Annotated in this window: 19 protein-coding genes and 1 riboswitch; of the genes, 1 reads left to right on the forward strand and 18 read right to left on the reverse strand. The window is 68.6% G+C overall.

Annotated features, from left to right (window positions below; all coding sequences use genetic code 11):
• Positions 1-3 precede the first annotated feature (3 nt).
• A riboswitch (SAM riboswitch) is annotated at positions 4-88 on the reverse strand.
• 64 nt (positions 89-152) lie between these two features.
• Both JJJ14_RS07725 and JJJ14_RS07730 read right to left on the reverse strand, forming a co-directional pair.
• Positions 153-521, reverse strand: a complete 369-nt coding sequence (locus JJJ14_RS07725; protein WP_201443777.1) for a hypothetical protein — start codon at positions 519-521, stop codon at positions 153-155.
• A gap of 74 nt (positions 522-595) precedes the next feature.
• Entirely contained in the window at positions 596-3,079 is a 2,484-nt protein-coding gene (locus JJJ14_RS07730; protein ID WP_201443778.1) for a right-handed parallel beta-helix repeat-containing protein, read from the reverse strand.
• Between the two features lie 186 nt (positions 3,080-3,265).
• On the opposite strand from JJJ14_RS07730, the gene JJJ14_RS07735 reads away from it, so the two are divergent.
• The gene (locus tag JJJ14_RS07735) at positions 3,266-3,532 is read left to right on the forward strand and encodes an RNA-binding S4 domain-containing protein (protein WP_020991635.1); all 267 of its coding nucleotides are present in this window, start codon (positions 3,266-3,268) and stop codon (positions 3,530-3,532) included.
• Positions 3,533-3,566: 34 nt separating this feature from the next.
• Here JJJ14_RS07735 and JJJ14_RS07740 read toward each other — a convergent pair whose 3' ends face one another.
• The 16 genes from JJJ14_RS07740 to murD form a co-directional block, all read right to left on the reverse strand.
• A complete protein-coding gene (locus JJJ14_RS07740; protein ID WP_201443779.1) occupies positions 3,567-5,591 on the reverse strand; it encodes a BCCT family transporter in 2,025 nt (674 codons plus the stop codon).
• Positions 5,592-5,899: 308 nt separating this feature from the next.
• Positions 5,900-9,493 carry a DNA polymerase III subunit alpha gene (gene dnaE / locus JJJ14_RS07745; RefSeq protein ID WP_003786255.1) on the reverse strand — a complete coding sequence of 1,198 codons (3,594 nt, stop codon included), beginning with the start codon at positions 9,491-9,493 and terminating at the stop codon, positions 5,900-5,902.
• A gap of 176 nt (positions 9,494-9,669) precedes the next feature.
• On the reverse strand, positions 9,670-10,638 hold the full coding sequence (locus tag JJJ14_RS07750) for a ketopantoate reductase family protein (RefSeq protein ID WP_201443780.1): 969 nt from the start codon (positions 10,636-10,638) through the stop codon (positions 9,670-9,672).
• 62 nt (positions 10,639-10,700) lie between these two features.
• The gene (locus tag JJJ14_RS07755; protein ID WP_201445112.1) at positions 10,701-11,303 is read right to left on the reverse strand and encodes a GNAT family N-acetyltransferase; all 603 of its coding nucleotides are present in this window, start codon (positions 11,301-11,303) and stop codon (positions 10,701-10,703) included.
• A gap of 57 nt (positions 11,304-11,360) precedes the next feature.
• Positions 11,361-12,281, reverse strand: coding sequence for an RluA family pseudouridine synthase (locus JJJ14_RS07760; RefSeq protein WP_070511262.1), 921 nt, complete (start codon positions 12,279-12,281; stop codon positions 11,361-11,363).
• Positions 12,278-13,087 carry a signal peptidase II gene (gene lspA, locus JJJ14_RS07765; protein ID WP_201443781.1) on the reverse strand — a complete coding sequence of 270 codons (810 nt, stop codon included), beginning with the start codon at positions 13,085-13,087 and terminating at the stop codon, positions 12,278-12,280. The genes JJJ14_RS07760 and lspA overlap by 4 nt, the downstream gene beginning before the upstream one ends.
• 256 nt (positions 13,088-13,343) lie before the next feature.
• The gene (locus tag JJJ14_RS07770; protein ID WP_003786267.1) at positions 13,344-13,952 is read right to left on the reverse strand and encodes a DivIVA domain-containing protein; all 609 of its coding nucleotides are present in this window, start codon (positions 13,950-13,952) and stop codon (positions 13,344-13,346) included.
• 165 nt (positions 13,953-14,117) lie between these two features.
• Positions 14,118-14,414, reverse strand: coding sequence for a YggT family protein (locus tag JJJ14_RS07775; protein WP_003786269.1), 297 nt, complete (start codon positions 14,412-14,414; stop codon positions 14,118-14,120).
• 12 nt (positions 14,415-14,426) lie between these two features.
• Positions 14,427-14,891 carry a cell division protein SepF gene (locus JJJ14_RS07780; protein WP_009747222.1) on the reverse strand — a complete coding sequence of 155 codons (465 nt, stop codon included), beginning with the start codon at positions 14,889-14,891 and terminating at the stop codon, positions 14,427-14,429.
• 151 nt (positions 14,892-15,042) lie between these two features.
• The gene (locus JJJ14_RS07785; RefSeq protein WP_101559569.1) at positions 15,043-15,858 is read right to left on the reverse strand and encodes a polyphenol oxidase family protein; all 816 of its coding nucleotides are present in this window, start codon (positions 15,856-15,858) and stop codon (positions 15,043-15,045) included.
• A 29-nt stretch (positions 15,859-15,887) separates the two neighbouring features.
• Positions 15,888-17,261 (reverse strand): cell division protein FtsZ, encoded by a 1,374-nt coding sequence (gene ftsZ / locus JJJ14_RS07790; protein WP_178388634.1) that lies wholly within the window; start codon positions 17,259-17,261, stop codon positions 15,888-15,890.
• Positions 17,262-17,528: 267 nt separating this feature from the next.
• Positions 17,529-18,767: a cell division protein FtsQ/DivIB gene (locus JJJ14_RS07795; protein WP_236592768.1), complete on the reverse strand. Its 1,239-nt coding sequence runs from the start codon at positions 18,765-18,767 to the stop codon at positions 17,529-17,531.
• Positions 18,764-20,338: a UDP-N-acetylmuramate--L-alanine ligase gene (gene murC, locus JJJ14_RS07800; RefSeq protein ID WP_201443782.1), complete on the reverse strand. Its 1,575-nt coding sequence runs from the start codon at positions 20,336-20,338 to the stop codon at positions 18,764-18,766. Before murC ends, JJJ14_RS07795 begins: the two co-directional genes overlap by 4 nt.
• Positions 20,335-21,594, reverse strand: a complete 1,260-nt coding sequence (gene murG, locus JJJ14_RS07805; RefSeq protein WP_201443783.1) for an undecaprenyldiphospho-muramoylpentapeptide beta-N-acetylglucosaminyltransferase — start codon at positions 21,592-21,594, stop codon at positions 20,335-20,337. Before murG ends, murC begins: the two co-directional genes overlap by 4 nt.
• Entirely contained in the window at positions 21,578-23,107 is a 1,530-nt protein-coding gene (locus JJJ14_RS07810; RefSeq protein ID WP_201443784.1) for an FtsW/RodA/SpoVE family cell cycle protein, read from the reverse strand. Before JJJ14_RS07810 ends, murG begins: the two co-directional genes overlap by 17 nt.
• Complete coding sequence (murD, locus tag JJJ14_RS07815; RefSeq protein ID WP_201443785.1) at positions 23,104-24,663, reverse strand: UDP-N-acetylmuramoyl-L-alanine--D-glutamate ligase; 1,560 nt, start codon at positions 24,661-24,663, stop codon at positions 23,104-23,106. The genes JJJ14_RS07810 and murD overlap by 4 nt, the downstream gene beginning before the upstream one ends.
• Between the last annotated feature and the right edge of the window lie 21 nt (positions 24,664-24,684).

Raw genomic sequence — 24,684 nt, forward strand, 5'->3', positions numbered from 1 at the left:
TCGTCTCCATCGATCCTGGCTGAAGCACCCGCGTACCGGGTTGCTGCGGCGTCATGGAACCAGGTCTCTCGGCCGCTCTGGATGGTCGAGCGTATCAAACCACGACTGTTTCCCAGCCCCGCCGCCGTCCCACATAGCGAGAACCGATCCGCTCAGCCGTTGGCCCACTTCTCGCCCCATCGTGCCCAGCAGGCGAGCCGTTGCGGCGGGGCCCAGCTCGAGTCCCCGGTGCCGACCTCTCCGGTGGTCGCCGAGACCACCAGGGAGGCCAGGCTCGGTTCGCCTCGAGCAGCGCAGTCATGGGCGATCATGGAGAGCAACGGCCCCATATGACGCGGCAGCACGCTCCGTCCGATCGAGTCGCTGAGCTCACCGTAGGTGATGACCTCACGGTGCTGTGCGACCTCTATCAGGACGGAGCGTGCTGCGTTGGTGGCCTCAGCCAGCCTCGGGGTGAGTCGGCGCATCCTGTGCCCCACGGGGAAGTAGTCACCGACGGTGATGGCGAGCGACTCAGTCACGGTGTGATGATCCGGGTTGTCCGGGCTCTTCACAAGCTCGCCCTCGCTGCGCCTCACCCCGAGGCCAGCAGCGATCAGCTGGCCATGCGACGGCGCACCAGGATGAATCCGCCGCCCAGGGCGATGGCGGCCACCGCGAGGACGATGCCGGTCATGCTGGCACCGGTGAGCGGAAGACGGCTATCACCGGTAGCCGCTGCAGCCGCAGCGGCCTGGCCCTGACCGCCCTGAGCGTTGCCGCCGGGCTTGGCGATTCCGGAGTTCTTCTGACCGGCCCCCGCCTTGGAGTTGGAGGGGTTGGCGCCCTGTGCGTCGTTGCCGTCGGTACCGGCGGCCCCGTCGGTGACGGTCGAGCCGTTGTTGTCGGCCTTACCACCGTTGTTGGCGTTGCCGCCGTTGTTGTTGTCGGCCTTGCCGCCGTTGTTGGCGTTGCCGCCGTTGTTAGCGGCCTTGTCACCGTTATTGGCGTTGCCGCCGTTGCCGCCATTGTTGTTGGCGGCCTTGTCGCCATTATCGGCAGCCTTGCCACCGTTGTTGGCGTTGTCAGCGGGGGCGTCCCCGGCACCGGGAACGGCGCCGCCGCCCCAGGCGACGTTGACCAGCGCACCGCGGTCCACGGGGACGTTGGCGTTGACGCCGAGGGTCTTGGCGATGTCCTCGGGCAGGGCGTGACCGTTACCGGAGGCGGGGCTTCCCTCCTTGAGGTGGAAGTCCGAGGTCTTGTCCATCGGGTTGGCGGACTCCTTGACGAAGAACGGGTTGTTCTCCGGGGAGCCGTGCAGGTCCAGACCGTTGGACTCCTTGCCCTCGGCCTTGACGCTCGGGCTGGCCGTGAAGTCCGAGAGCTTCTCGGCGTTGACCGACTGGTTCATGCGGTCGGCGCCCCAGTTCCACAGGACCGTGGTCGACAGGGTCTGGGGGTTCTCGTGGCGGTAGTAGACGTCGTAGTCGATGCTGGAGACCATCTCATTGGCGTACACCGCGCCGGAGCCGTCCTGGTTGGCCCCACCCAGGACCTGGACCATGGCGGAGTAGCGCCACGGGTCCCCGGGCATGGGGGTGGTCTGCTCGGAGGAGAAGATGTTGTTCATCACCTTGGTGTTGGTGGTGTCCCAGCTCAGTCCATGCTCGGCGCTCCACTTCTGCACCTGGGTGCACACACCCTGGGCGTTGCGGGCGTTGCAGCCGTCGGAACGGGTGTCCTCCTGGATCCACAGGCTGGTGAGCGCGTGGGAGACGGTGTTGTTCCACACGCGGGTGTCGTTGGACCCGGAGACGTGGATACCGATGCCGGCCCCGGCCACGATGTTGGAGGCGATGAGGTTGTTGGAGGAGACCTCGTTGAAGATCGCCACCGGGACGTTGACGAAGTAGTTGCCAACGATCTCGGAGTCGATCACGCCCTCGTCGAACCAGACTCCCGCGGCCCGGTTCTGGTCATAGGCCGAGGGGTCGGAGATGTCCGTGCCGGTGGCCGAGTAGTCCACGGTGTTGTTGGCGAAGCGGATGTTCTTGGAGTGGGTGATCTTGGTGTCGGCCAGGGTGCAGTAGGCGCCGCAGTCCTTCGTGATGAAGCCGGAGGTGTTGTTGTTCCTCCACATGTTGTTCTCCACCTTGGCACCGCTGGAGTCGTTGATGCCGAAGGCGTTGGAGCCGTTGTTCTCGAACAGGTTGTTCGACACGACCGCGTTGGTCGAGTCGATGACCTGCAGCGCACCGGCCGTCGAGGAGTAGCGGAAGGTGGAGTTCTCAATGCGAGGAGCACCGTGAGCGGCCACGACCATTCCGCCACCGGAGATGGTGCCGATCTCGGGATCCTCGTAGTCCCAGCGCTGCACCGCGGAGTACTTCTCCACCGTCAGCCCCGACAGGGTGATGTTGTCGGTGTTGAAGGACAGGGCGCGGGAGTGCTGGACCACCTCGACCTGGTGCTGGTTGGGGTCGACACCGATGACGTAGGAGGTGCCCCGGTGCGGCTTGACGTTGTAGCCGGCCTGGTTGTTCTTCGGGTTCTTCAGGGTGACCGGGTCGGGGTCGTCCACGTAGAAGGTGGACTCGGTGACCTCGGCGCGGCTGAGCACCTGGGTCAGGGGCTTACCGTCCACGAACACCTGCTCGGGGTGGGCGGCGATCCCCTCCTTGGCGGGATCGGCATTGATGGTGCAGACCGTGCAGAAGCGGACCATGTCCTTGCCCGTGGACCACTTCCCGTCACCGCCGGCACTCCAGCTCTTGGGGACCTCGGCACCGGTGAGGACCGGCTTAGCACCCTCGGCCGCCTTGATGGTCACGCCCTTGTCGACGGCGAGCTCGCCCTCACGGTAGGTGCCGTTGGCCAGCTCGATGGTGTCTCCGCCGCCGGCCTTCTTCAGGGCGGCTCCAATGGTCTGAAGGGGCTTGGCAGCGGTTCCGTCTCCCGCGTCCGAGCCTCCCTCGGCCGAGACATGAATGATGTTGCCGTCGGCGGCGGCGGCTTGTGGTGCATGAGTCACGGCCAGAACAGGCGCCGACAGCGATAGAGCGAGTATCGCCATCTGGGCGACGATTCGACGCTTCATGGTGTCTCCGTCTCCGTAGTGTTATCAGAACGCCGTTACCCTACCGTGATAAATTTTGTTTGGCATCCGTTATATCCGCATACTTCTGAGAGACGCTTCTCTCACTCGACTCGTCGCCGGCCGCTCTGCCGGGGCGCTACCTGCTCCGACGTGCGCATCTCGTGCCCTGTCTGCGAGGATCCACCTATGACGCACGCAACATCTCAGCGCCCATCCCGGTACCCACTCATCTCAGTGTCCGGAAGCATCCGGCTCGGCCAGTTCCTCAAGCTGGCGGGCCTGGTGGAGGACGGCGCACAGGCGCGCATCGCCATCCAGTCCGGAGACGTCACTGTCAACGGCGTCGTGGAGACGCGTCGCGGGCACCACCTGGCCGGTGGAGACGTCGTTGTCGTCGATCACCCCGCAGGTCAGGTGGGCGCCGCCGTCGAGCAGCTGGGGCCCGGGCAATGAGCCCGGACCCCAGCACCAGGAGCAGTCGGCCGACTTAGCCCTCCTGCCTCCGTTCCGATCCCGTCGGTGCGTCCTCGGCACCGGCGACGGCGCGAGTATCGGCACTCGGGTCCTGCGCGGCCTCGTCGGTGCTGTCCTGGCAGCCCTCACCGGCTGCGTCGTCGCCGTCAGTGGTCGATGACAGGCTGGTGTGCAGCTCGATGGTCTCGACCTCATGCGGCTCGTTGGCCGTCGTGACCGCGGTGGTGACCGAGTCGACCAGGACCTGGTTGGCCAGCGAGTGCCGCAGCAGCATGGGGTCGTTGTTGAGATCCTTGTAGAGCGAGACGCACAGCAGCAGCATCACGAAGACGAAGGGCAGCGCCGAGACGATCGTGATGTCCCGCAGACCGGTGAGGACCTCGCGCGGATCGTCCCCACCGGCGAGCAGCATGGCTGAGGCCACGCCGCCTGTGGCCACGCCCCAGAAGACGACCGTGAAGCGGCTCGGATCGGTGGCACCGTTCTCCGAGAGCCCTCCCATGACGATGGAGGCCGAGTCGGCACCGGTGACGAAGAAGATCGCCACCAGGACGACTGCCAGCACCATGAGGACGATGAGGACCACCTTGTGCACGGGCATGGCGTTGAGCAGGTCGAACAGGATCGTGTCGAAGTTCAGGTCGGGCGTGCCATCGGCCTTGAGATGGACGAGGGCGTGCGCCGCCTGGCCGGCGCGCTCGGCGCGTTCCTGGAGCCCGATGGCGCCGCCACCGAAGATGGCGAACCAGATGAGGGAGACGACCGAGGGGACGAGCATGACCCCCGTGACGAACTGCCGGATGGTGCGGCCGCGCGAGATGCGGGCGATGAACATTCCCACGAAGGGCGTCCAGGAGATCCACCAGGCCCAGTAGAAGATCGTCCAGGAGGACAGCCACTGGGCCATGTCCTGATTGCCCACGGCCGCCGTGCGCGAGGCCATGGCGGGCAGCTCGTCGATGAAGTTGCCGATCGCCGAGGGGATGATGTTGAGGATGAACAGGGTGGGTCCGCCGATGAAGACGATGATCGCCAGCAGCACAGCCAGCACCATGTTGATGTTCGACAGCCACTGGATGCCCTTCTCAATGCCGGAGATCGCGGAGGCCACGAAGCAGGCCGTCAGGATCGCGATGATGCCGACCATCATCGCGGGGGTGGACTTGGTGACGAGGTTGGTCGACACCATGCCCCCGCCGATCTGCAGGGCGCCCAGCCCCAGGGAGCAGGCCGATCCGAACAGGGTGGCGACGATCGCCAGGATGTTGATGATGCGCCCGCCGATCCCGTCGATGGCCTGGCGCCCGAACAGGGAGGTGAACATGGCCGAGAAGAGCTGGGAGCGTCCCAGTCGGTAGGTTCCGTAGGCCATCCCGAGCCCCACCAGGGCGTACATCGCCCACGGGTAGATGGTCCAGTGGAACATGGCCGTGCCCAGGGCGGTACTGGCGGCCTGGGCGGTCTGAGGGTCGACCGTTTCCGGCGGGGGAGATACGTAGAAGTAGAGCGGCTCACCGACCCCGTAAAAAATCAGTCCGATCCCCATTCCCGTGGCGAACATCATGGAGACCCAGGAGCCGGTGGAGTACTCGGGCTCCTCTCCGTCCCCGCCCAGGGGGATCTTGCCGAAACGGGAGGCCGCCACGAAGACGACGAAGACGACGAACAGGGTCGAGGACAGGACGAACAGCCAGCCGAAGTTGCTGATCGTTCCCCCCAGGGCCCACTTGGAGGCCCTCCCCAGCCCGTGCGGAGAGATGAAGCCCCACACGACGAAGGCGATGGTCGCGGCCGCGGCGACGCCGAAGACCACCTTGTCCATTCCCTCACCGACGTCGTGGGGCTGGCGGGAGACCGATCTCCTCAGGCGGTCGAGCAGGTGACGCTGGCGCCGTTTCACGGTTGCCGGGGAGGTCTGGAAGGCCGGCGTCGCGGCCGCCGCGCCCTGGAGGACCTCCCCTGTCCGTCCTTCCTGCGGGCCGGCGTCCCGCTCCTCTTGCTGCGTCAACGTTGGAGGGTTGAAATCCTCGTCACTCATCAAATTACCTCATAGACAATACAGTCACCGACTGCTTGTGGACATTACGAGAGTATCAAGATGAAGACGGGGCGCCACGTGAGCACCAACCCTGGTGGAGGTGGCACGACCTGTGGGAATACCGCCTCAAAACCGGCTTCCACCTTCCCGAAGGCGGACCTGCCGCCCTGAGGAAAGCCGGCGTGTGGCGCACTGATGAGGACGCAGTGAGATCACGAACGGGTTTGCGAACGGTACCCGCTCGGGCTGGCATCGGTTGTTCGACGTCCCCATCGGGGCGGGCGATCCACTCCCTGGGAAACGGCTTTCTAGTGGCGCAGGCACCCCGGTCCAAGAAGGGCCTTGATGTCGGAGTAGAAGGCGGGCGAGGCCTCCACCCGTAGCGAGGCGTCCAGCTGGGTACGCACCTCGCGCCCCGGGCTGGTCAGCGTCAGACGGACCGTCGAGCCACCCGGGTGCTTGGTGAGCACGTCCTTGAACTGCTCCACCAGAGGCCCGGTGCACCGGTTGGTGGGAAGGGTGATGAGGACCGCCTCGTGGGCGGCGCTGGAGATGTCCGGGATCGTCATCTCCTGGGCGTAGAGGGCGACCTGCCCGTCACGCCGGTTGAGACGTCCGCGCACCGTGACCACCGTGTCCGGGGCCAGCATGGTGGAGACGGTCTGATAGGTCTGGGGGAAGAAGAGCACCTCGATGCTTCCGGCCAGGTCCTCGACCTGGGCGATGGCCCACAGGTTGCCCTGCTTGGTGGTCTTGCGGGTCAGGGAGGTGATGAGCCCGGCGATGGTGACCATGGCGCCGTCGGGCAGCTCATCGTTCTCGTGGAGCTCAGAGATCTCCTTGTCCGCGAGCTTGCCCAGCAGCCCCTCCAGGCCCATGAGGGGGTGGTCGGAGACGTAGAGGCCCAGCATGTCGCGCTCGTAGGCGAGCTTGTCCTTCTTGTCCCACTCCGGCAGGTTGGGAACGTCGGAGGAGAAGACCGGGCCGTTGCCGAAGGGTGAGTCGTCGGCGTCGTCGGACCCACCCATGAGGGAGGCGAACAGGTCGAACTGGCCGGCGGCCTCGTTGCGCTTGACGCCGATGACCTCATCGACGAAGTCCTCGTGGCAGGCCTGCAGGGAGCGCCGGGTGTGCCCCAGGGAGTCGAAGGCCCCGGCCTTGATGAGAGAGTCGATGGTGCGCTTGTTGCACACGACCGCGGGAACCTTGTCGAGGAAGTCCTCGAAGGAGGTGAACTCGCCCTTGTCCTCCCTGGCGGCCACGATCGCGTCGACGACGTTGATGCCGACGTTGCGCACTGCGGACAGCCCGAAGCGCACATCCTCACCGACCGCGGAGAACTGGGCCCGCGAGGCGTTGACATCCGGGGGCAGGACGGTGATGCCCATGTGGCGGCACTCCCCCAGGTAGACGGCCAGCTTGTCCTTGTTGTCCTTCTGGCTGGTGAGCAGGGCGGCCATGTACTCGGTCGGATAGTGCGCCTTGAGGTAGGCCGTCCAGTAGGACACGACGCCGTAGGCGGCCGAGTGGGCCTTGTTGAAGGCGTACTTGGCGAAGGGGACGACGACGTCCCACAGAGTCTTGACGCTCTCCTTGGAGAAGCCGGACTGAACCATCCCGGCCTCGAACTCGACGAACATCTTGGCCAGAATGTCCATCTTCTTCTTACCCATGGCCTTGCGCAGCGCGTCGGCCTTGCCCATGGAGAATCCCGCCAGGTCGGTGGCGATCTTCATGACCTGCTCCTGGTAGACGATGAGACCGTGCGTGGTCCCCAGGATCGGGTCGAGGGCCTCCTTGAGCTCGGGGTGGATCGGGATGACCTCCTGCAGGCCGTTCTTGCGCAGCGCGTAGTTGGTGTGGGACTCCGCCCCCATGGGGCCGGGCCGGTAGAGGGCGCCGACGGCGGAGATGTCCTCGAAGTTGTCCGGCTTCATCAGGCGCAGCAGCGTACGCATTCCCCCGCCGTCGAGCTGGAAGACGCCCAGGGTCTCACCGCGTGAGAGCAGCTCGTAGGTGGCGCGGTCGTCGAGCTCGACGTGGTCGATGTCCAGTGCCGGCTTGCCGTTGGCGACAATGTTCTCCAGGGCGTCGGAGATGACCGTGAGGTTGCGCAGTCCCAGGAAGTCCATCTTGAGCAGGCCCAGGTGCTCGCAGGTGGGGTAGTCGAACTGGGTGATGACGGCGCCGTCCTGCAGGCGCTGCATCATGGGGATGATGTCGGTCAGCGTGGCTGAGGACATGATGACGGCGCAGGCGTGGACGCCCCACTGACGGGTCATGCCCTCCAGCCCCTTGGCCAGCTCGACGATCTTCTGGGCGTCGGGGTCCTCGGCGTGAAGCTTGCGGAACTCCTCGGCCTCGCCGTAGCGCTCGTCGGCAGGGTTGAAGATGCCCTTGATGGAGATGTCCTTGCCCTGGACGGACGGGGGCATGGCCTTGGTGAGCCGGTCGCCAACGGCGTAGGGGTAGCCCATGACACGACTGGAGTCCTTCAAGGACTGCTTGGCCTTGATGACGCCGTAGGTGACCACCTGGCTGATGCGGTCGGCGCCGTACTTCTCACGCACGTACTCAATGACCTCGTCGCGCCGACGCTCGTCGAAGTCGACATCGATATCGGGCATGGAGATGCGCTCGGGATTGAGGAAGCGCTCGAAGATGAGCCCGTGGCGCAGCGGGTTGAGCTCGGTGATGCCCATGGCGTAGGCAACCATGGAGCCGGCTCCCGATCCACGCCCCGGCCCGACCCGGATGCCGTGGGCCTTGGCCCAGTTGATGTAGTCGGCCACAACGAGGAAGTAGCCGGGGAACCCCATCTGGGTGATGACGCTGATCTCGTACTCGGCCTGCTTGCGGCAGTCCTCGGGGATGTCGCCGTTGAACCGGCGGTCCATGCCGCGCCAGCACTCCTTGATGAACCAGGACTCGTCGGTCTCCCCCTCGGGGACGGGGAAGGCCGGCATGTATGAGGCCCCCTCGTCCACGGTACGGAAGTGCACGTCGCACTGCTCAGCCACGAGCAGGGTGTTGTCGCATGCCTGGGGCATCTCGGAGAAGAGGCGGCGCATCTCGGCGCCGGGGCGCAGGTAGTAGGTGTCACCGTCGAACTTGAAGCGATCAGGATCGGAAAGCACGGAGCCGGAGTTGATGCACAGCATCGCGTCCTGGATGGTGCGGTCCTCGGGGCGCACGTAGTGGGAGTCGTTGGTGGCCAGCAGCGGGGCCCCAATCTCCTTGGCGATGCGCAGCAGATCCTTGGTGACGCGCTGCTCGATCTCCAGGCCGTGGTCCATGAGCTCGACGTAGAAGAACTCCTTGCCGAAGATGTCCTGCAGCTCCCCGGCGACGCGCAGGGCCTCGTCCCACTGGCCCAGGCGCAGGCGGGTCTGGACCTCCGAGGAGGGGCAGCCGGTGGAGCCGATGAGGCCGCTCGCATAGCGCGAGAGCAGCTCGCGGTCGATGCGCGGCGCCTTGCCCCACTGACCCTCCAGGGAGGCGAAGGAGTCCATGCGCATGAGGTTGTGCAGGCCCTCGTTGTTGCGTGAGAGCAGCGTCATGTGCGTGTAGGAGCCGCGGGCGGAGACGTCGTCGCTCCGCTGGGACTCATCGCCCCAGAACACACGGGTCTTGTCGAAGCGGGAGGTGCCCGGAGTCATGTACGCCTCGACCCCGATAATCGGCTTGATACCGGCGGCCGTGGCGGCCGCGTAGAACTCGTAGGCTCCGAACATGTAGCCGTGGTCGGTGATCGCCAGGGCGGGCTGGCCCAGCCGCTTGGCCTCGGCCACGTAGTCCTTGATCTTCCCGGCGCCGTCCAGCATGGAGTAGTCGGTGTGGACGTGGAGGTGGACGAAGTCGTCCTTGGGGGCTGCTTCTTCCTGACTGCTCATCTCCGCCATGGCCCCATCCTAGGCCCGCCCGGCACCATGTCTCCTGGAGGGGCCCAGCGTGCTCCAGCGCGAAGGCAGGGCCTTGCCCAGCCATGACGGGACACCGCCGAGGTAGCGGCTAAGCCGGGGGAGAAATCCTCTGCTGGGCGGCGCCCTTCCCACTACCTCCGAGAGGGACTTCGGGCTCAGGTGCCCGCCCGGGCGGCGGCCTCTCGCGGAGCCAGAACGCTGAGCGCAAGGTCGAGCACGGGGGTGGGAACACCCGCCTCGTCTCCGGCGCGGCACAGGGCACCGAGCTGGGCGTCGAGCTCGCTGGGCAGGCCTGAGGCGATGTCCCGCTGCATCGATGTGGTGGCTCCGGCCGGCTGAGCATCAGCCATGCGCAGGGCCGCAGCGACCGGGTCGGGGGCATCGTCGGTGGCCAGGTCGTGGCCCAGTGCCGCGGCGACGGCGACGACCTCGCTCACGGCCCGGGTGAAGGCGTCTCTCAGGTCGCTGCGCAGGACGCCGATGGGCGCGTTCGTGGCGGCGCCGAGGGCCCCCTGGACGACGACGAAGGAGACCTTGCGCCACAGCTCGGCCCAGATGGAGTCCGGGATCCAGGCCCGGATTCCGGCCGCCTCGAGGGTTTCGACGGCGGCGGCGCAGCGAGCGGTGGCGGCACCGTCCCACTCCCCCAGGGCCAGGGAGCCGGCGTTGCCGATGGTGCGGACCTCCCCGGGCGAGGTGATAGCGGAGTAGACCCGGGCGACTCCGGGCAGGACGTGCTCCTTTCCGACGGCGTCGGCGAGCAGCTCGGGCGCGCTGATCCCGTTCTGGGTGGAGACGACACCGGTGTCGGGGCCGGTCAGAACTCTGAGCGCCGAGGCCAGCTGCGGTAGCGCATCGACCTTCGTGGTGACCAGGAGCAGGTCAGGCTCACCGCCCAGGGCGTCGTTGAGAGCCTGCGGATCCTCACTGGCCAGGGGCGTCTCGATGCGGGCGGTCACGGTACCGGGATCGCCCCGGGAGCAGTCCCGCAGCGTCAGCCCGCCCGAGCGCAGGGCCGCCAGGGTGCGATCGTGGACGAGGAAGCCGACCTGCTGGCCGCTCGCGGCCAGACGGGCGCCGAGCCATCCTCCGATGCCCCCGGCACCGATGACAACGATCCTCATGTGTCTCTCCTCTCAGTCCTGCTGTCCGCACAAGCACGTACACCCGGGAGTCAGCGACCGGCCTAGGCGGTACGGCCGGAACTGTCCTCGGTGCTGATGCTGCTGACGATGCGGGCCATGTCCTGGTGCCAGATACCGGCGTCGAGGTAGCGGTGACCGTTCAGGACCCGGTATCCGCAGCGCTCATAGAAGCCCATGGCTTGCTCCTGAGCTGAGAGAACCACCTCCACACGGGGCCGGCCGGAGTGGCGCAGTGCAGTCTGCTCGAGGGCAGCGACGATGCGGGCACCCAACCCCGTACCACGCACGATGCTCCGTACAGCCAAGCGGCCCAGATGGACCCGACCGGGGTGTTCGGGCTCCATCAGGAGACGTCCGGCGCCCAGGGGTGTTCCGTCAGCTCCACTGGCCAGGAGATGGATCGTGGTCGGCTCCTCGTCGCGGGCGTCGATCTCCAGGGCGAGGGGAACCGCCTGCTCAACAACGAAGACCTCAAGACGAACGTCGGCAACGGACCTGCGGAGCCGGTCGGCCTCGGGGCCCGTCTCATCGCCACAGGCGGTTGCGAAGCCAATGGGTTCGTGGACGGCGGTGGCCGGGCGGATCTCGAGGGTGGGAGTCTCCGAGACCGCCTCGTCAGCACTCGGCCTCGTCGTCGGGGCCATGGTCGAGCGACGCAGGCGATCAGTCACTGCTCTCATTCACCTCCACGGAGAGCCTGTTCACGGCAGGCGCAAGACATCGAGGGCGTGGACGAGGTCGTCGGGGTAGTCAGAGGTGAAGACCATGTGCTCACCGGTGATGGGGTGGGCGATGCCGAGCTCGCGGGCGTGGAGCCACTGGCGGATCAGACCGGTGCGTGCGCTCATGACCGGGTCGGCGCCGTAGGTGGCGTCTCCGACGCAGGGGTGGCCGACGGCGGCCATGTGGACGCGGATCTGGTGGGTGCGCCCGGTCTCAAGGTGGATCTCGGCCAGGCAGGCCCCGGGCATCGCCTCGATGACGTCATAGTGGGTGATGGACTCCCGCCCGCCCTCGATGATGGCCATCTTCCACTCTCGGCTGGGGTGACGGCCGATGGGGGCGTCAATGGTGCCGCTGGAGGGATCGAGGTGGCCCTGAACCAGGGCGTGGTACACCTTGTCCACCGTGTGCTCCCGGAAGGCGCGTTTGAGCACCGAGTAGGCCCGCTCCCCCTTGGCCACGATCATGACGCCCGAGGTGCCCACGTCCAGGCGCGAGACGATGCCCTGGCGCTCGGCGGCGCCGGAGGTGGCCACTCGCACGTGCATGGCCTTCAGGGCGCCGAGGACGTCGGGGCCGTCCCACCCCATGGAGGGGTGCGCGGCCACGCCCGCGGGCTTGTCGACGACGACGATGTCCTCGTCCTCGTAGAGCAGCTCCATGCCCTCCACGGGAGTGGCGACCGGTTCGACGGGACGGGGGTCGGGCAGGTCGACCTCGAGGAGCTCGCCCGCGCGCAGACGAGAGGACTTGGCCAGCGTCTCGCCGCCTCGGCGCACCTCTCCGGCCTCACACAGGTCCTCGACCCGGCTGCGGGACAATCCCGTCATCCGGGCCAGCGCGGCATCGACGCGTTCGCCGTCGAAGCCGTCGGGAACGGGCAGCAGGCGCACGCTCATTGCGGCTCCACGGGAGTCGCCTGCGTCGATGCATCCAAGGGCTCCCCCGGCTTGGAGGACGCCTCGGCGCGATCCTTCCCGCGGGCCCGAACTCCTCGGCGGGTTGAGGAGGGCGGTGCGCCACCGCCTTCCGCCTCCGGGTCGTCTGAGGCGCTGGCACGCGTGCCGTCGATCTCCCAGCCTCCCAGGGACAGGATGATGATGCCCGCGGCTGCCGCCACAATGGCGATGTCGGCGACATTGCCCACGAAGTAGCCGCCGTAGTCGATGAAGTCGATGACGTGGCCGCGCAGGAAGCCTGGCTCGCGCAGAAGGCGGTCGATGAGGTTGCCGACCGCGCCGCCCAGGACCAGGCCGAGGGCCACCGCCCAGGAGCCAGACGCCAGGTTCCGGGAGACACGGATGATGATGGCCACGACGCAGGAGGCGATGAGCGCGAAAATCCACGTCTGCCCGGTGGCGAAGGAGAAGGCGGCGCCCGGGTTGCGCACCAGGACCAGGCCAAGCGCCCGGCCGAACAGCGCCGTGTGCCGACCGTCGGACAGGGCTGAGAGCGCCCACTGCTTGGAGACCTGGTCCACGACGATCACAATGATCGCCACCAGCCACAGCACGATCACGGGGAGGCGTTTGGATCGTCTCGCGTCCGCTGACCGCTCCTGCGACGTCATGGCCTTATCCATGGCGCTGAAGGGATTGTCCGTGGGCAGCGGGACGGCGCTATCGGCGTGGTCGGCGTTACCGCCGTCAGCGGCACTGCCGGCGGCTTCCTGTGCTAAGGATGCGGGATCGACGTGGTCAGGCATGGGGCTTTCTCGCATTGTGCTCAGAGGAGAATCAGAGGAGAACGGGTGACGAATGGGCTGTGTACCCAGCGAAGGGCGGCGACCCGTGCGGGTCGCCGCCCTTCGTAGGAGGCCGTGTCACTGGTGACTGGTGGAGCGGAACCATCCTGATCGGATGGGGACCGTCGTGATGGGGCTCCGTTGGCCACTCCCGAAGGTGCTCACGGGGATGGGCCGGGAGGCGATCACGGCCTGGAGGATCACGACCCCTGCAGGATCACAGGCTGGAGATGGAGCTCTCGCCGCCGTCCTCGACGTTGGCCAGCAGGTTCTGCAGGTAGCTCTTGAGGCGAGTGCGGTAGTCGGACTCGAAGCGGCGCAGCTCGTCGATCTTGTGCTCGAGGTTGGCACGCTCCTTCTCCAGCTGGGCGAGGGTGCGGTTGCGCTGGTCCTCGGCCTCGCGCACGATCTGCTCACCGGTGGAGCGGGCCTCGGTGACGATGCGCTCGCCCTCGGCCTTGCCGTTGGCGACGTGCTCGTCGTGAAGGCGCTGGGCCAGCTCGAGCATGCCGGAGGCAGCAGCCGGGCCCTGGCCGCCGGTCTCGCCGGCGGAGACGGCCGGCATGGACATGGCAGGCTCCGCCTGAACCGGAGATACGGGGGAAGCGGGTGCGGAGGGGATGGCAGCCCCCTCGCCGAGCTGGGCCACTCGGCGGTTGGCGGCCTCGAGCTTGGCCTTGAGGTCGGCGTTCTCAGCCTCCAGCTGACGCATGGCCTCGACTACCTCGTCGAGGAACTCGTCGACCTCGTCCTGCTCGTAGCCCTCACGGAACTTGGTCGCCTGGAACTTCTTGTTGAGGACGTCGTCTGCTGTCAGCAGCGTCATGGGTCGTCACCTCGGTGTCGTTACGGATAAGGTCACGAGCACCGGGCATCCGGTCACTCATGCGGACAGAGTACCTGAACTCGAGGTTCAGGCCACATCAAGCGCGCTATCTCACGCTGACGTGAGAACAGCACTCTAGCGGTTCGCTCGCAACTTCACACCTGTTCAGATGAGAAGCCCGAGGAACCACTGGATGATCCAGATCCCGAAGACCAGGACCAGGAAGCTCAGGTCGATACCGACCCCTCCCAGGCGTGCCATGGGAACCCTCCGACGGATCACTCGCAGAGGAGGATCCGTCAGAGCGTAGACAAGGTTGGCCAGCACCAGGACGACCCCCTGGGGACGCCACTGGCGGGCGAATACCTGAATCCAGTCGAGCACGACCCTGACCAGGAGGATGAGGAAGTACAGGCTCAGAATGCTCGACAGGATCCCGGCTACCGCAGAGACGAGGTTCACGTACGAGTCAGCTCAGCTCTGGTTGAAGAAGCGGCCGCGGGCCTCGGCGACCTCGCCGCCGTCGATCTCCACGCTGGCCGGAGTCAGCAGGAACACGCGCGGAGTGACACGCTCGATGGCACCGTGCAGCCCGAAGACCAGACCGGCGGAGAAGTCCACCATGCGACGCGCGTCGGACTCGCTCATGCCGGTGAGGTTGATGATGACGGGGACGCCGTCACGGAAGGACTCGCCGATGATCCTGGCCTCGTTGTAGGTCGAGGGGTGGACCGTGACGATGCGGCGAAGGTCGGGGGCAGCGACAACGGGATCGGGCGCAGCCGGGGCAGAGAAGTCCTCGTACCCCTCGTCAACGAAGTCCTGCTCGTGCTCCTGCACGGCGTAACCGGCATCGGCAGCCTCGTAGCTGTCCTCGTAGGTCTCTTCCTCCGGCTCCGAGTAGCCGAGGAAACTGGTCATACTGCGCAGCGCGCCCATTTATCGCTCCTTGGTTCGTCCGGTCCCCTGCGTTCCGGATGTGCTGCGACGGTATCCGTCCCCGTGACACCGCACGGGGACCTCACCTCGGCGTGTCCCCCACCTCAGGTTTCAGGAAGGTCACGCCCAGGAGTTACTCAGCAGACGGGCCTTATCGCGGAACTCCAATGCCTGCCAGACGTCCAGTCACTCCGTCACGGCGGTAGGAGAAGAAGCGAGGGTCCTCGTAGGTGCACCACTGACCAGCGCTGATGTGACCAACACCGGCGCGCTCGAGCTGAGCCAGTACCCCTGCCGCAACGTCAAGGCCGGGCGTCCCCCACGATGTGCGCGAGGCGCACGCCGGTTCGCGCTGCGCGGACAGGGCAAGCATCTCCTCGGGGACCTCGTAGCAGGAGCCACAGATCGACGGCCCCACGGCGGCCCACAGATCCACCGGTTCCACTCCGCTGCGCCGAAGGAAGTCGATGGTGGCGGGGACGACGCCGTCGAGCATGCCTCGCCGACCGGCGTGCACGGCGGCTGTCAGAGCTCCGTCCCGGGACGCGAGCAGGACGGGGACGCAGTCGGCCACGAGAACGCAGCAGCCTGCAGGCGCCCCGCCCGTCCGAGAGTCCAGGACGAGGGCGTCCGCAGTGGGAACGTCACCGGCCTGAGCCGTGGCCACGACGGCGGAGTGAACCTGGTTCATCCAGGCCAGGTGGCGCCCCTGCTCGAGCCCGAGCAGCTCCTCGAGCCGACGACGATGACAACGAACACGTTGCGAGTCGTCCCCGACGTGGAGCGCCAGGTTCCACCCGTCATATGCGGTCCCTTCCTCGCGCTCCGCACCCCGGTCCTGAGCGCCGCCACCCGGGGCCGAGACGGGACGGGCCCGCAGGCCGCGGGTGGTGAAGAACCCACGAGCCCGCGGACCCAGATCCACCTCGATCAGATCCGAGGCCTCAACGGCGGTGGTATCGCACATGTTGCCGCGCCCCCGGACAGCGATGCCGCTCAGCGCAGGAAGTCGGGCAGGTCGATGCCGTCATCGTCGGCGTCGACCCCGATCACCTGAGGAACCTCAAGATCGGAGACCGAGTGCTGCTGCGCCGGCACCGAGCCGTAGGAGCCGTAGGACTCATCCACATAGGCCGGCATGCTTCCTGAGGAGAGGGCCTCAGCCGCACTGACCTCCGACAGGTGCGCCGCGGCCGCCGGAGAGGAGGAGGGCGGCGGAGCCAGCGGGACCGGACGAGTCACCGGGTTCTGGGCGGCATGGGCGCCACCACGAGGAGCCGGGGCCGGGGGCAGGTCGTCGACCGGGGAGGAGGGCACTGGCGGCACCGCGGCGGCGCGCGAGAGTCGAGTCATCGGGTCGGCCAGGCCACCAACGACCGGCTCGGAGTCGAAGCCGGCGGCGATGACCGTCACCCGCACCTCGTCTCCCAGGGCACCGTCGACCACGTTTCCGACGATGATGTTGGCCTCGGGGTGGACGGCCTCGCGCACCAGGTTCGCGGCCTCGTTCATCTCGAACAGACCCAGGTCGGAACCGCCCTGGAAGAAGAGCAGCACGCCGTGGGCGCCGTCGATCGAGGTCTCCAGCAGCGGCGAGGCGATGGCCTCCTCGGTGGCCGTGATCGCGCGCCCCTCACCGGTGGCCGAGCCGATACCCATGAGCGCGCTGCCGGCGCCCTGCATGACGGACTTGACGTCATTGAAGTCGACGTTGATGAGACCGGGGGTCGTGATGAGCTCGGTAATGCCCTGGACACCCTGAAGAAGAACCTGGTCGGCCTGCTTGAAGGCGTCAACGACGGAGATGTTCTTGTCGGCGATCTGCAGGAGGCGGTCATTGGGGATGACGATGAGGGTGTCGACTTCCTCGCGCAGCGCCTGGACGCCGTCCTCGGCCTGGGCCGAGCGGCGGCGTCCCTCGAAGGAGAAGGGACGGGTGACCACACCGATGGTCAGCGCGCCGATGCTCTTGGCCAGACGGGCGACGACGGGGGCTGCACCGGTGCCGGTACCGCCTCCCTCGCCCGCGGTGACGAAGACCATGTCCGAGCCGTCGAGAGCCTCGCGGATCTCGGACTCGTGGTCCTCGGCGGCCTTGCGGCCGATCGCCGGGTCGGCCCCCGCTCCCAGCCCTCGAGTCAGGTCCCGCCCGACGTCGAGCTTGACGTCAGCGTCGGACATGAGCAGCGCCTGGGCGTCGGTGTTCACGGCGATGAACTCCACGCCACGCAGATCGGCCTCGATCATGCGGTTGACGGCGTTGACACCGCCGCCGCCAACACCGACGACCTTGATCTCTGCCTGGTAGTGCTGTGAGTCGTCCACAGCCATGCTCTCGACCACTGGCGTCCCCTCCGCGAGTTTCGTCATGAGCCCTCCGACGAGGACTCCCCTCAAACCTCAACCTCAAGTTAAGGTCAATACTTATGTCATTCTCTGAACGACGGGCTTAACGCTATGAGACATCCAGGACGTCGCATCGCATTGAAGCCCGGCGTGTTCGTGTGCAGTTGCCTGCGGATTCCCTGCTATATCACTGCAATTTACCTGCGATGAACCTGAAGGTTCACGGGGGCATGCTGCTGCGTGCCCCGCTGTTCCTGGAGATGCCGCGCAGCGTCGGAGCGCAGCAGCCGTTCAGGACGTCGGCGATGGTGCCACGGGGGTCGCACCGGCGCTGTCAGCGGATCGTGTGGTGGGGCGATGCGGCGAGGAGACGTCGTAGATGGAGGCGGTGGTGGTCATGAGAGTCGCCAGGACGCGTGCCTTGAGCGCGTTGTCCTGGTTGTTGCCCCAGACCACGCTGGCCCCGCTGGACAGGGTCAGTGTGACCTGCCCCGCCTCAGTGGCGCTGCCGCTGCTCACCTGGGCCAGGGTCTCCGGCGTGAGAGAACCCACCACCTGGGTGACGGCGGCAACCTGCTTGGCGGAGATCCTCTGTGGCCCCGATGCCTGCGCGGCCGGATCGGGCACGATGTTCACCAAGCCCGACGGCGGCTCGGAGACCCGCTCGAGGACCACGGCCTCGTTGTCGAGGACCTGGTAGCCGTCCGAGTCCTGCACGGTGGCCACCGGCACGCGCATGGTCAGGTGCACCCGCAGCCCGTGGGGCCAGGCCCTGGTCACCTGCGCCCGGCGCACCCGGACCAGCTTGTCACTGACCTGGGTGGAGAGCCGGCCGGTGTCGAGCCGCAGCAACGAGTCGCCCTCATAGGCGGCCAGAACCTCGCGGACCTGCTGGTCCGAGACGCTGCCGTCCGAACCCGCCACGGAGATCCTCCGGGCCTGCAGACCCAGGAGGGGTGAGAAGGCCAGGGCCCAGACCGCCACGACGATGGCGACCACCACGACGGCGGCCCTCACCGCCCGTCGCAGCCGCAACCGGCGCACGGCGGCCTGACGCTCCTTGAGCCGATCGGCCAGTCCCGTGGAGACGACCCGGTCGTCTCCACGGGAAAGAGCCACCTGCCTGCGGCCGAAGACGGTCAGCTCGGTGCTCGCCGCCGCGTCGGGGCTGGAGGACTCCTGGCGGGGGCTGGTGCGGCCGGCGCCCTCGCCACCGCGCCGCGGAGCCGGCGAGGAGCTGGACGCGCCCCTCGACGTCGACGGACGCCTGGGTCGCGAGGCCGACCCGGCGCCGCCGCTCGGCTCCTTGGGGGTCCTGGGGGCCGAAGCGCTCCGGGGCCGCTTGGCGGGGGCCGCCGGCCCGGCCTGCTCGGTACCGTGATGCGCCGACGGGGCGCTCGGCGCGGATGGTCCCTGCGCCGAGCGGGAAGGACGCGGACGCCTGGGGCCGGAGCGGCGCGGCGGGATGCTGGCCGGGGCGTCCTGAGCGCGGTTGGAGCGCTCGGGGCGGGGGGCCGAGGGCTTCCTCATGCCCGCTCGTCCCGGTCCGCGGGCGAGGGGGCTGCACCGCCCTCGCGTGCCGCCAGGTCGCCCAGTACCGTGCCGGCGAGCTCGGTGACGTCTCCGGCACCGACTGTCAGCAGCAGGTCGCCGGGGCGCGCCAGATCGGCCACCGCGTGGGCGGCATCGAGGCGCTCGGCGACGAACCTGGCGGTGCCACCGGGGACGCGCTGGGCGACCGTGTCCCCGGTGATGTCGGGGAAGTCCGCCTGAGTCTCCCTGGCGGGGTAGACGTCGGTGACGACAACGGCGTCGGCCAGGGCCAGCGCCTGTCCGAAGCGGTCGGCGAAGGCCCGGGTGCGGGAGAACAGGTGCGGCTGGAACAGGACCAGGACCCGACCGCCGCGCTCCTGGGCCACGCCGCGCGCCGTGCGCAGCAGGGCCTCGATCTCCGTGGGGTGGTGGGCGTAGTCGTCGATGACGCGCACGCCGTCGGCCTCGCCCCGGTCCTCGAAGCGCCGGCCCGTCCCCCCGAAGGCCCCCAGTGCCCGGGCCATCAGGGCCGGTTCGACGCCGAGCTCGATGCCCGCGGCCCAGGCTCCGGCGGCGTCGAGGGCCACGTGGTCCCCGGGTACGGCCAGCACCAGCTCGACCGGGCCGTGATGAGGCTCCTCGCCCGTGCCTCCGGCGGGCTCGCGGCCGTCGGCCGTGGTGAGGGTCAGCAGTCCCCGAGTGGATGAGGCCCCACGTTCCTGGATGTCCAGGTGGACGTGCCCCTCCCCCACGAGCACTCCGCCGGGGAGGGTGTCGGGGCCTGCGAAGGAGTAGGTGACGACGCGCAGGCCCTCGGCGGCAGCGGACTGCGCCAGGCGCAGCGCGCCGGCGTCGGCGGCGCAGGCGACCAGCAGACCCCCGGGCACCAGCCGGTGAGCGAAGTCGACGAATGCCGTCTCGAAGGCCTCCGCGGTGCCGTAGCTGTCGAGGTGGTCGGGCTCAACGTTGGTGACGATCTCCACGCGCGGGGTGTAGTTGAGGAAGGAGCGGTCGGACTCATCGGCCTCGGCGACCAGGGCGGGGCCGCTGCCCAGGTGGGCGCCGGTGCCCAGGGCCCGCACAACCCCGCCGATGGCGAAGGAGGGGTCGGCTCCGGCCTCCGTGAGGGCCTCGGCGAGCATGCCCGAGGTCGTGGTCTTGCCGTGCGCACCCGCCACGGCGACGAAGTCCAGGCCCCGAGCGGCCAGCGCCAGCGCCTGGGACCGGTGGATGACGTCCTGGCCCCGCCGGCGGGCCCCGGCGAGCTCGGGGTTGGTCTCCTTGATCGCGGTGGAGACCACAACAGTGCTCCGCTCGGGCACATTCGCGGCGTCGTGCCCCAGGTGGGTCGTGATGCCCAGATCGGCCAGGTGGTCGAAGGCGGGACCCCCGTGGGCGTCGGAGCCGGAGACCTGGGCGCCGCGGGCCGCGAGCAGCTGAGCGACCACGCTCATCCCCGCTCCCCCGATGCCGATGAGGTGGAAGGCCCGGTCTGCCAGAGTGCAGTGGTCACCGTCGGTCGATCGGTGCGAAGTGCGGGAGGCGTCCTGGGATGTTGTGGCGGTCATGCCGCATTCTCCTCGTCAGTGGGAGTGTCGTGGATGGAGGCGCACTGCCGGATGAGGGCGGCCAGGCGGGCCGCCGCATCCTGGACGCCGGTGGAGGCCGCGGCCCGGGCCATGGCGGCCTGTCGCTCAGGGTCGGAGATGAGCATGGCGAAGTCAAGGATGTCCGAGGGCTTGAGCTCGGCGTCGAGCACCATGCGCCCGCCTCCGGAGGCCAGGACGTCGGCGGCGTTGAGACGCTGCTCGCCGTTGCCGATCGGCAAGGGGACGTAGAGCGCTGGAAGCCCCAGGGCCGTGATCTCTGCGACGGTACCGGCACCGGAGCGGCACAAGACCCCGTCGGCGCAGGCATAGGCCTGTTCCATCGTGGTCAGGTAGTCAAGCACGTGGTACCGCTCAGCGAGGTCCTGCGCAGCACCCGAGGCCACTGCCGCCTCGAGGGCGGCGCGCACCGGGGCGTCCTTGTCCTTACCGGTCAGGTGCAGCACCTGCAGGCCGGTTGGCAGGGAGTGCAGAGACTCGCTCAGGACCTCGTTGAGGTGCTGGGCCCCCAGGGATCCGCCCGTCACCAGCAGCGTGGGCAGGTCGGGGTCGAGTCCCAGCGCCTGAGCGCCCTCGACGCGGGCCTGGCGGGTCCCCTCGTCCGTGGCACGCTGCGCGACCAGGGTGGCGATGGCCGGGCGCAGCGGCAGTCCTGTGACCTCGGTGCAGCCCTTGGAGGCCTTGAGACGGGTCGAGGCGAAGGTCAGGGCGACGGCCTGGGCCCAGGAGGCGCCCAGCCGGTTGGCCAGGCCCGGGCGGGCGTTCTGCTCATGGATGACGACCGGAACCCCGGCCTTCCTGGCGGCCAGGTAGGCGGGGGTCGACACGTAGCCGCCGAAGCCGACGACGACGTCGGCCTTGACCTTCTCAATGGCCTCAGTAGCCGCGCTGATCGCCTTGCCCAGCCGGTGCGGCAGACGCAGCAGGTCACCGCTGGGGCGCCGCGGCAGAGGGACTCTGGGGACCAGGGCCAGCTCCAGGCCGGCCTCGGGCACGAGCCGCTTCTCCAGTCCCTCGGCGGTCCCCAGGACGAGGATCTGCGTGCCGGGGTCACCGCCCAGGGCCGGGTCCCGCAGGGCCGCAGCCGTGGCCAGCAACGGGTTGACGTGGCCGGCGGTGCCCCCGCCGGCCAGCAGCACCCGCAACGGCCGGGGCCGCTCCGAGCCGCTGGGACGCTCCTGCTGGGGCGAGCCTGCGCTCTCACTTGTCTCGGGCACGGTTCCTCCTAGGGACAATGACTGCCAGGGAACGACGCAGCGCCCCGGGACTCGTGGACAGGGCCTCCTGCGCACCGGGTTCGTGGCGCGCGAAGGCCAGAAGCACCCCGATGGCCAGGAGGACCGACACCAGTGCGGTGCCTCCACGGCTGACGAGGGGAAGCGGGACGCCCAGCACCGGCAGCGCACCGGTGACGACCCCCATGTTGATGATCGCCTGCCCCACGATCCACGCACCGATGGCCGAGGTCGTGGCCACGACGTACAGGGAGGTGTGGCGTCTCATGAGCCGCAGGCAGCAGGCGCCGATGACGGCGAACAGGGCGATGACGACGAGGGTGCCCACCAGCCCGAACTCCTCGCCGAGCACAGCGAAGATGTAGTCGGAGTCCGCCTGGGTGAGGTAGCCCCACTTCTGGCGCGACGATCCCGGCCCCACGCCGAGCCAGCCCCCGGTCCCCAGCGCCCACATCCCGTGCTTGGGCTGGTAGCCCACCCCCATGGGGTCTGCGCCCTCGGGATGGATCCAGGCGGTGATCCGGGCGCGGCGGTTGGCACTGAGCATGGAGGCGGCCGCGAACATGACGATGCCGCCGGCCCCCAGGAAGGCGAACCAGCGCTTGCGCATTCCGCCCACCCACAGGGCCCCGGCGACGATGATGACCAGGATGATGACGGTTCCCAGATCCTGTCCGCCCAGGACGCTCGCGATCGCGACTCCGACACCGCCCCAGCCCGCCACCCACGCCCGGTCCCGGGGGCGCTTGTTCGCGTACCAGGTCACCAGGGTGCCCAGAACCAGGGCGAGGGCCACCTTGATGAACTCCGAGGGCTGGGCGGTACCGACCCCCGGGACCTGGATCCAGTTGCGGTTACCGTAGACGTTGACGCCCACGGGTGTGAACACCAGGCACTGCAGGGCGATCGTCAGCACCAGAAGCCCCCAGGCCATCCTGGGGAACCAGGACAGCGGTATGCGGGAGACCCCCACCATGCCCAGCGTCCCCACCGCGGCGAAGATGAGGTACTTGGCGAAGTCGGTGAAGGCGTTGCCACCGTTGGCGGCCACGGTCACCGACTGCACGGAGAAGACCATGATGAGCCCGAAGGTCTCCAGCACCAGGGTGGACACGAGCAGGCAGTAGTAGGTCAGAGTCACCTGCTCGGCGCTCTGGGGGGAGTCGGACCCGCCGGAGGGACGCCGACGACGCTCCTTAGGGGTGCCCTCGGGCTGAGGGCCCCCGCCGTCCCAAGGTCGTGAGAGCCGCTCGCCCCAGCGCGTCAGGCGCTTGCGCCAGGCGTCACCCAGGCGACTGCCCGCTCCCGTGAGCCGGGAGCCGGAGGGCTTCCTGGTCTGTTTGGACGCCGTGGCAGCACCCTTCCCGGGGGCGGCCCGCTCCGGCTTGCGGCCGGCACCGGCCCCCCGCGACGAACCTCCGGGGGCTCGCGAGGAGCCTGACGACGAGGAGGTCGACGAGCGGGCGTTGGTGGCCGAGGTGGACCCGGTCTTCACAGCTGCTCCTGGTCGCCGGAGACATCCGCGTCCCGGGTGCCATCGCCTCGGGTGTAGGCCTGGGCGCAGGCGGCGAAGAGGTCGCCGCGCTGGGCGTAGGACGTGAACTGGTCCCAGGAGGCGCAGGCCGGGGCCAGCATGACGGTGTCGCCGCTGCGAGCCATGGCGCCGGCGGCCTCCACCGCGGCGGCGCTCACCTGCTCGGCACTGCCGTCGCTGACGCGGGTGACGGGCAGGCCGGGGGCCTCCCGCTCCAGGGCCGCCAGGATGTCGTTCTGGTCCTTGCCGATGACAACGGCGCCGCGCAGGTGGGGGCGCACCGTGCGGACCAGGTTGAAGAACTGGGCGCCCTTGGTGTCGCCGCCGCAGATCCACACGCCGGTCCCCTGCGGCAGGGAGGTCAGTGCGGCCTCGGCGGAGTGCGGGTTGGTGGCCTTGGAGTCGTCGACCCAGGTGACGCCCTCCGCCTCGGCGACGGTGACGATCCGGTGGGCTCCGGGGCTGTAGGCGCGCAGTCCGGCGGCGACCGCCTCCGGGTCGGCTCCGGCCGCACGGGCCAGCGCGGCGGCCGCCAGGGCGTCGGCCAGCAGGTGCGCGGGCAGGTTCTGGGCACGCCGCCCGGGGGCCAGGTGCGCCAGGTCGGCGGTCGTGGCCAGCTCGACGCCGCTTGAGCGCCGCTCGGCGTGAAAGGCGCGGTCGACCAGCAGGTCCTCAACCATGCCGACCTGTCCCAACCCCGGCGCGGCCAAGGTGAAGCCGACGGCTCGGCAGCCCTCGACGACGTCGGCCTGGCGGACCATGTCCTCGGTGGCGGCGTCGGCGAGGTTGTAGACGGCGGCGAGCCGGGTGTGGGAGTAGACGCGGGCCTTGTCCTGGGCGTAGGCCTCCAGGCCCCCGTGCCAGTCGAGGTGGTCGGCGGCCAGGTTGAGGCAGGCCGAGGCCAGGGGCGCCAGGGTTCTGGTGGTGTGCAGCTGGAAACTGGACAGCTCTACGGCCAGGGCGTCGGCACTGCCGGCCAGCACCGCCTCAATGACGGGGGTGCCGATGTTGCCCACGGCCGGAGCCGTGAGCCCCTGGGCCTCAAGGATCGCCGAGAGCATGCTGACCGTGGTGGTCTTGCCGTCCGTTCCGGTCAGAGTCAGCCAAGGCACGTGCGGACGCGCTGAGTCCTGCTGAATCCTCCAGGCCAGCTCGACCTCGCTCCAGGTCTCGATACCCGCCGCCGCAGCGGCTCGCAGGACCGGCCCGGTGGCCGGGACCCCGGGTGAGACGACGAGGAGCCTGGCCGGGGACTGCGCCAGGGCGGCCGCGGTCGCCTCGGCGTCGGCGACCGTGGTGGAGGCCACGGGGGTCTGCAGCATCTCGACGGAGGACTCGCGGCTGTCGAAGACGTGGATGCGGGCACCCAGCGTGGCCAGGGCGTCGACGACGGCGCGCCCGGTGCGCCCCAGGCCGACGACGGCCACGTGGGCGCCGTCGAGCTGGTCGCTCAGGGGCCCGCCGGGGCCGGTGACGGCGCTGGACGGCTCACCGGGGACTTCAGTCAGGCTGGTCACGGTGCGGGCTCACGCTCCTGG

This window comes from Actinomyces sp. HMT 175, assembly GCF_016694895.1.
GTDB lineage: Bacteria > Actinomycetota > Actinomycetes > Actinomycetales > Actinomycetaceae > Actinomyces > Actinomyces oris.

What these genes read in the sequence shown, in the direction of transcription:
- JJJ14_RS07730 (WP_201443778.1), bottom strand. Translation starts at nt 3,079, where the DNA reads ATGAAGCGTCGAATCGTCGCCCAGATGGCGATACTCGCTCTATCGCTG.
- JJJ14_RS07735 (WP_020991635.1), top strand. Translation starts at nt 3,266, where the DNA reads ATGACGCACGCAACATCTCAGCGCCCATCCCGGTACCCACTCATCTCA.
- JJJ14_RS07740 (WP_201443779.1), bottom strand. Translation starts at nt 5,591, where the DNA reads ATGAGTGACGAGGATTTCAACCCTCCAACGTTGACGCAGCAAGAGGAG.
- dnaE (WP_003786255.1), bottom strand. Translation starts at nt 9,493, where the DNA reads ATGGCGGAGATGAGCAGTCAGGAAGAAGCAGCCCCCAAGGACGACTTC.
- JJJ14_RS07750 (WP_201443780.1), bottom strand. Translation starts at nt 10,638, where the DNA reads ATGAGGATCGTTGTCATCGGTGCCGGGGGCATCGGAGGATGGCTCGGC.
- JJJ14_RS07755 (WP_201445112.1), bottom strand. Translation starts at nt 11,303, where the DNA reads ATGGCCCCGACGACGAGGCCGAGTGCTGACGAGGCGGTCTCGGAGACT.
- JJJ14_RS07760 (WP_070511262.1), bottom strand. Translation starts at nt 12,281, where the DNA reads ATGAGCGTGCGCCTGCTGCCCGTTCCCGACGGCTTCGACGGCGAACGC.
- lspA (WP_201443781.1), bottom strand. Translation starts at nt 13,087, where the DNA reads ATGCCTGACCACGTCGATCCCGCATCCTTAGCACAGGAAGCCGCCGGC.
- JJJ14_RS07770 (WP_003786267.1), bottom strand. Translation starts at nt 13,952, where the DNA reads ATGACGCTGCTGACAGCAGACGACGTCCTCAACAAGAAGTTCCAGGCG.
- JJJ14_RS07780 (WP_009747222.1), bottom strand. Translation starts at nt 14,891, where the DNA reads ATGGGCGCGCTGCGCAGTATGACCAGTTTCCTCGGCTACTCGGAGCCG.
- JJJ14_RS07785 (WP_101559569.1), bottom strand. Translation starts at nt 15,858, where the DNA reads ATGTGCGATACCACCGCCGTTGAGGCCTCGGATCTGATCGAGGTGGAT.
- ftsZ (WP_178388634.1), bottom strand. Translation starts at nt 17,261, where the DNA reads ATGACGAAACTCGCGGAGGGGACGCCAGTGGTCGAGAGCATGGCTGTG.
- JJJ14_RS07795 (WP_236592768.1), bottom strand. Translation starts at nt 18,767, where the DNA reads ATGAGGAAGCCCTCGGCCCCCCGCCCCGAGCGCTCCAACCGCGCTCAG.
- murC (WP_201443782.1), bottom strand. Translation starts at nt 20,338, where the DNA reads ATGACCGCCACAACATCCCAGGACGCCTCCCGCACTTCGCACCGATCG.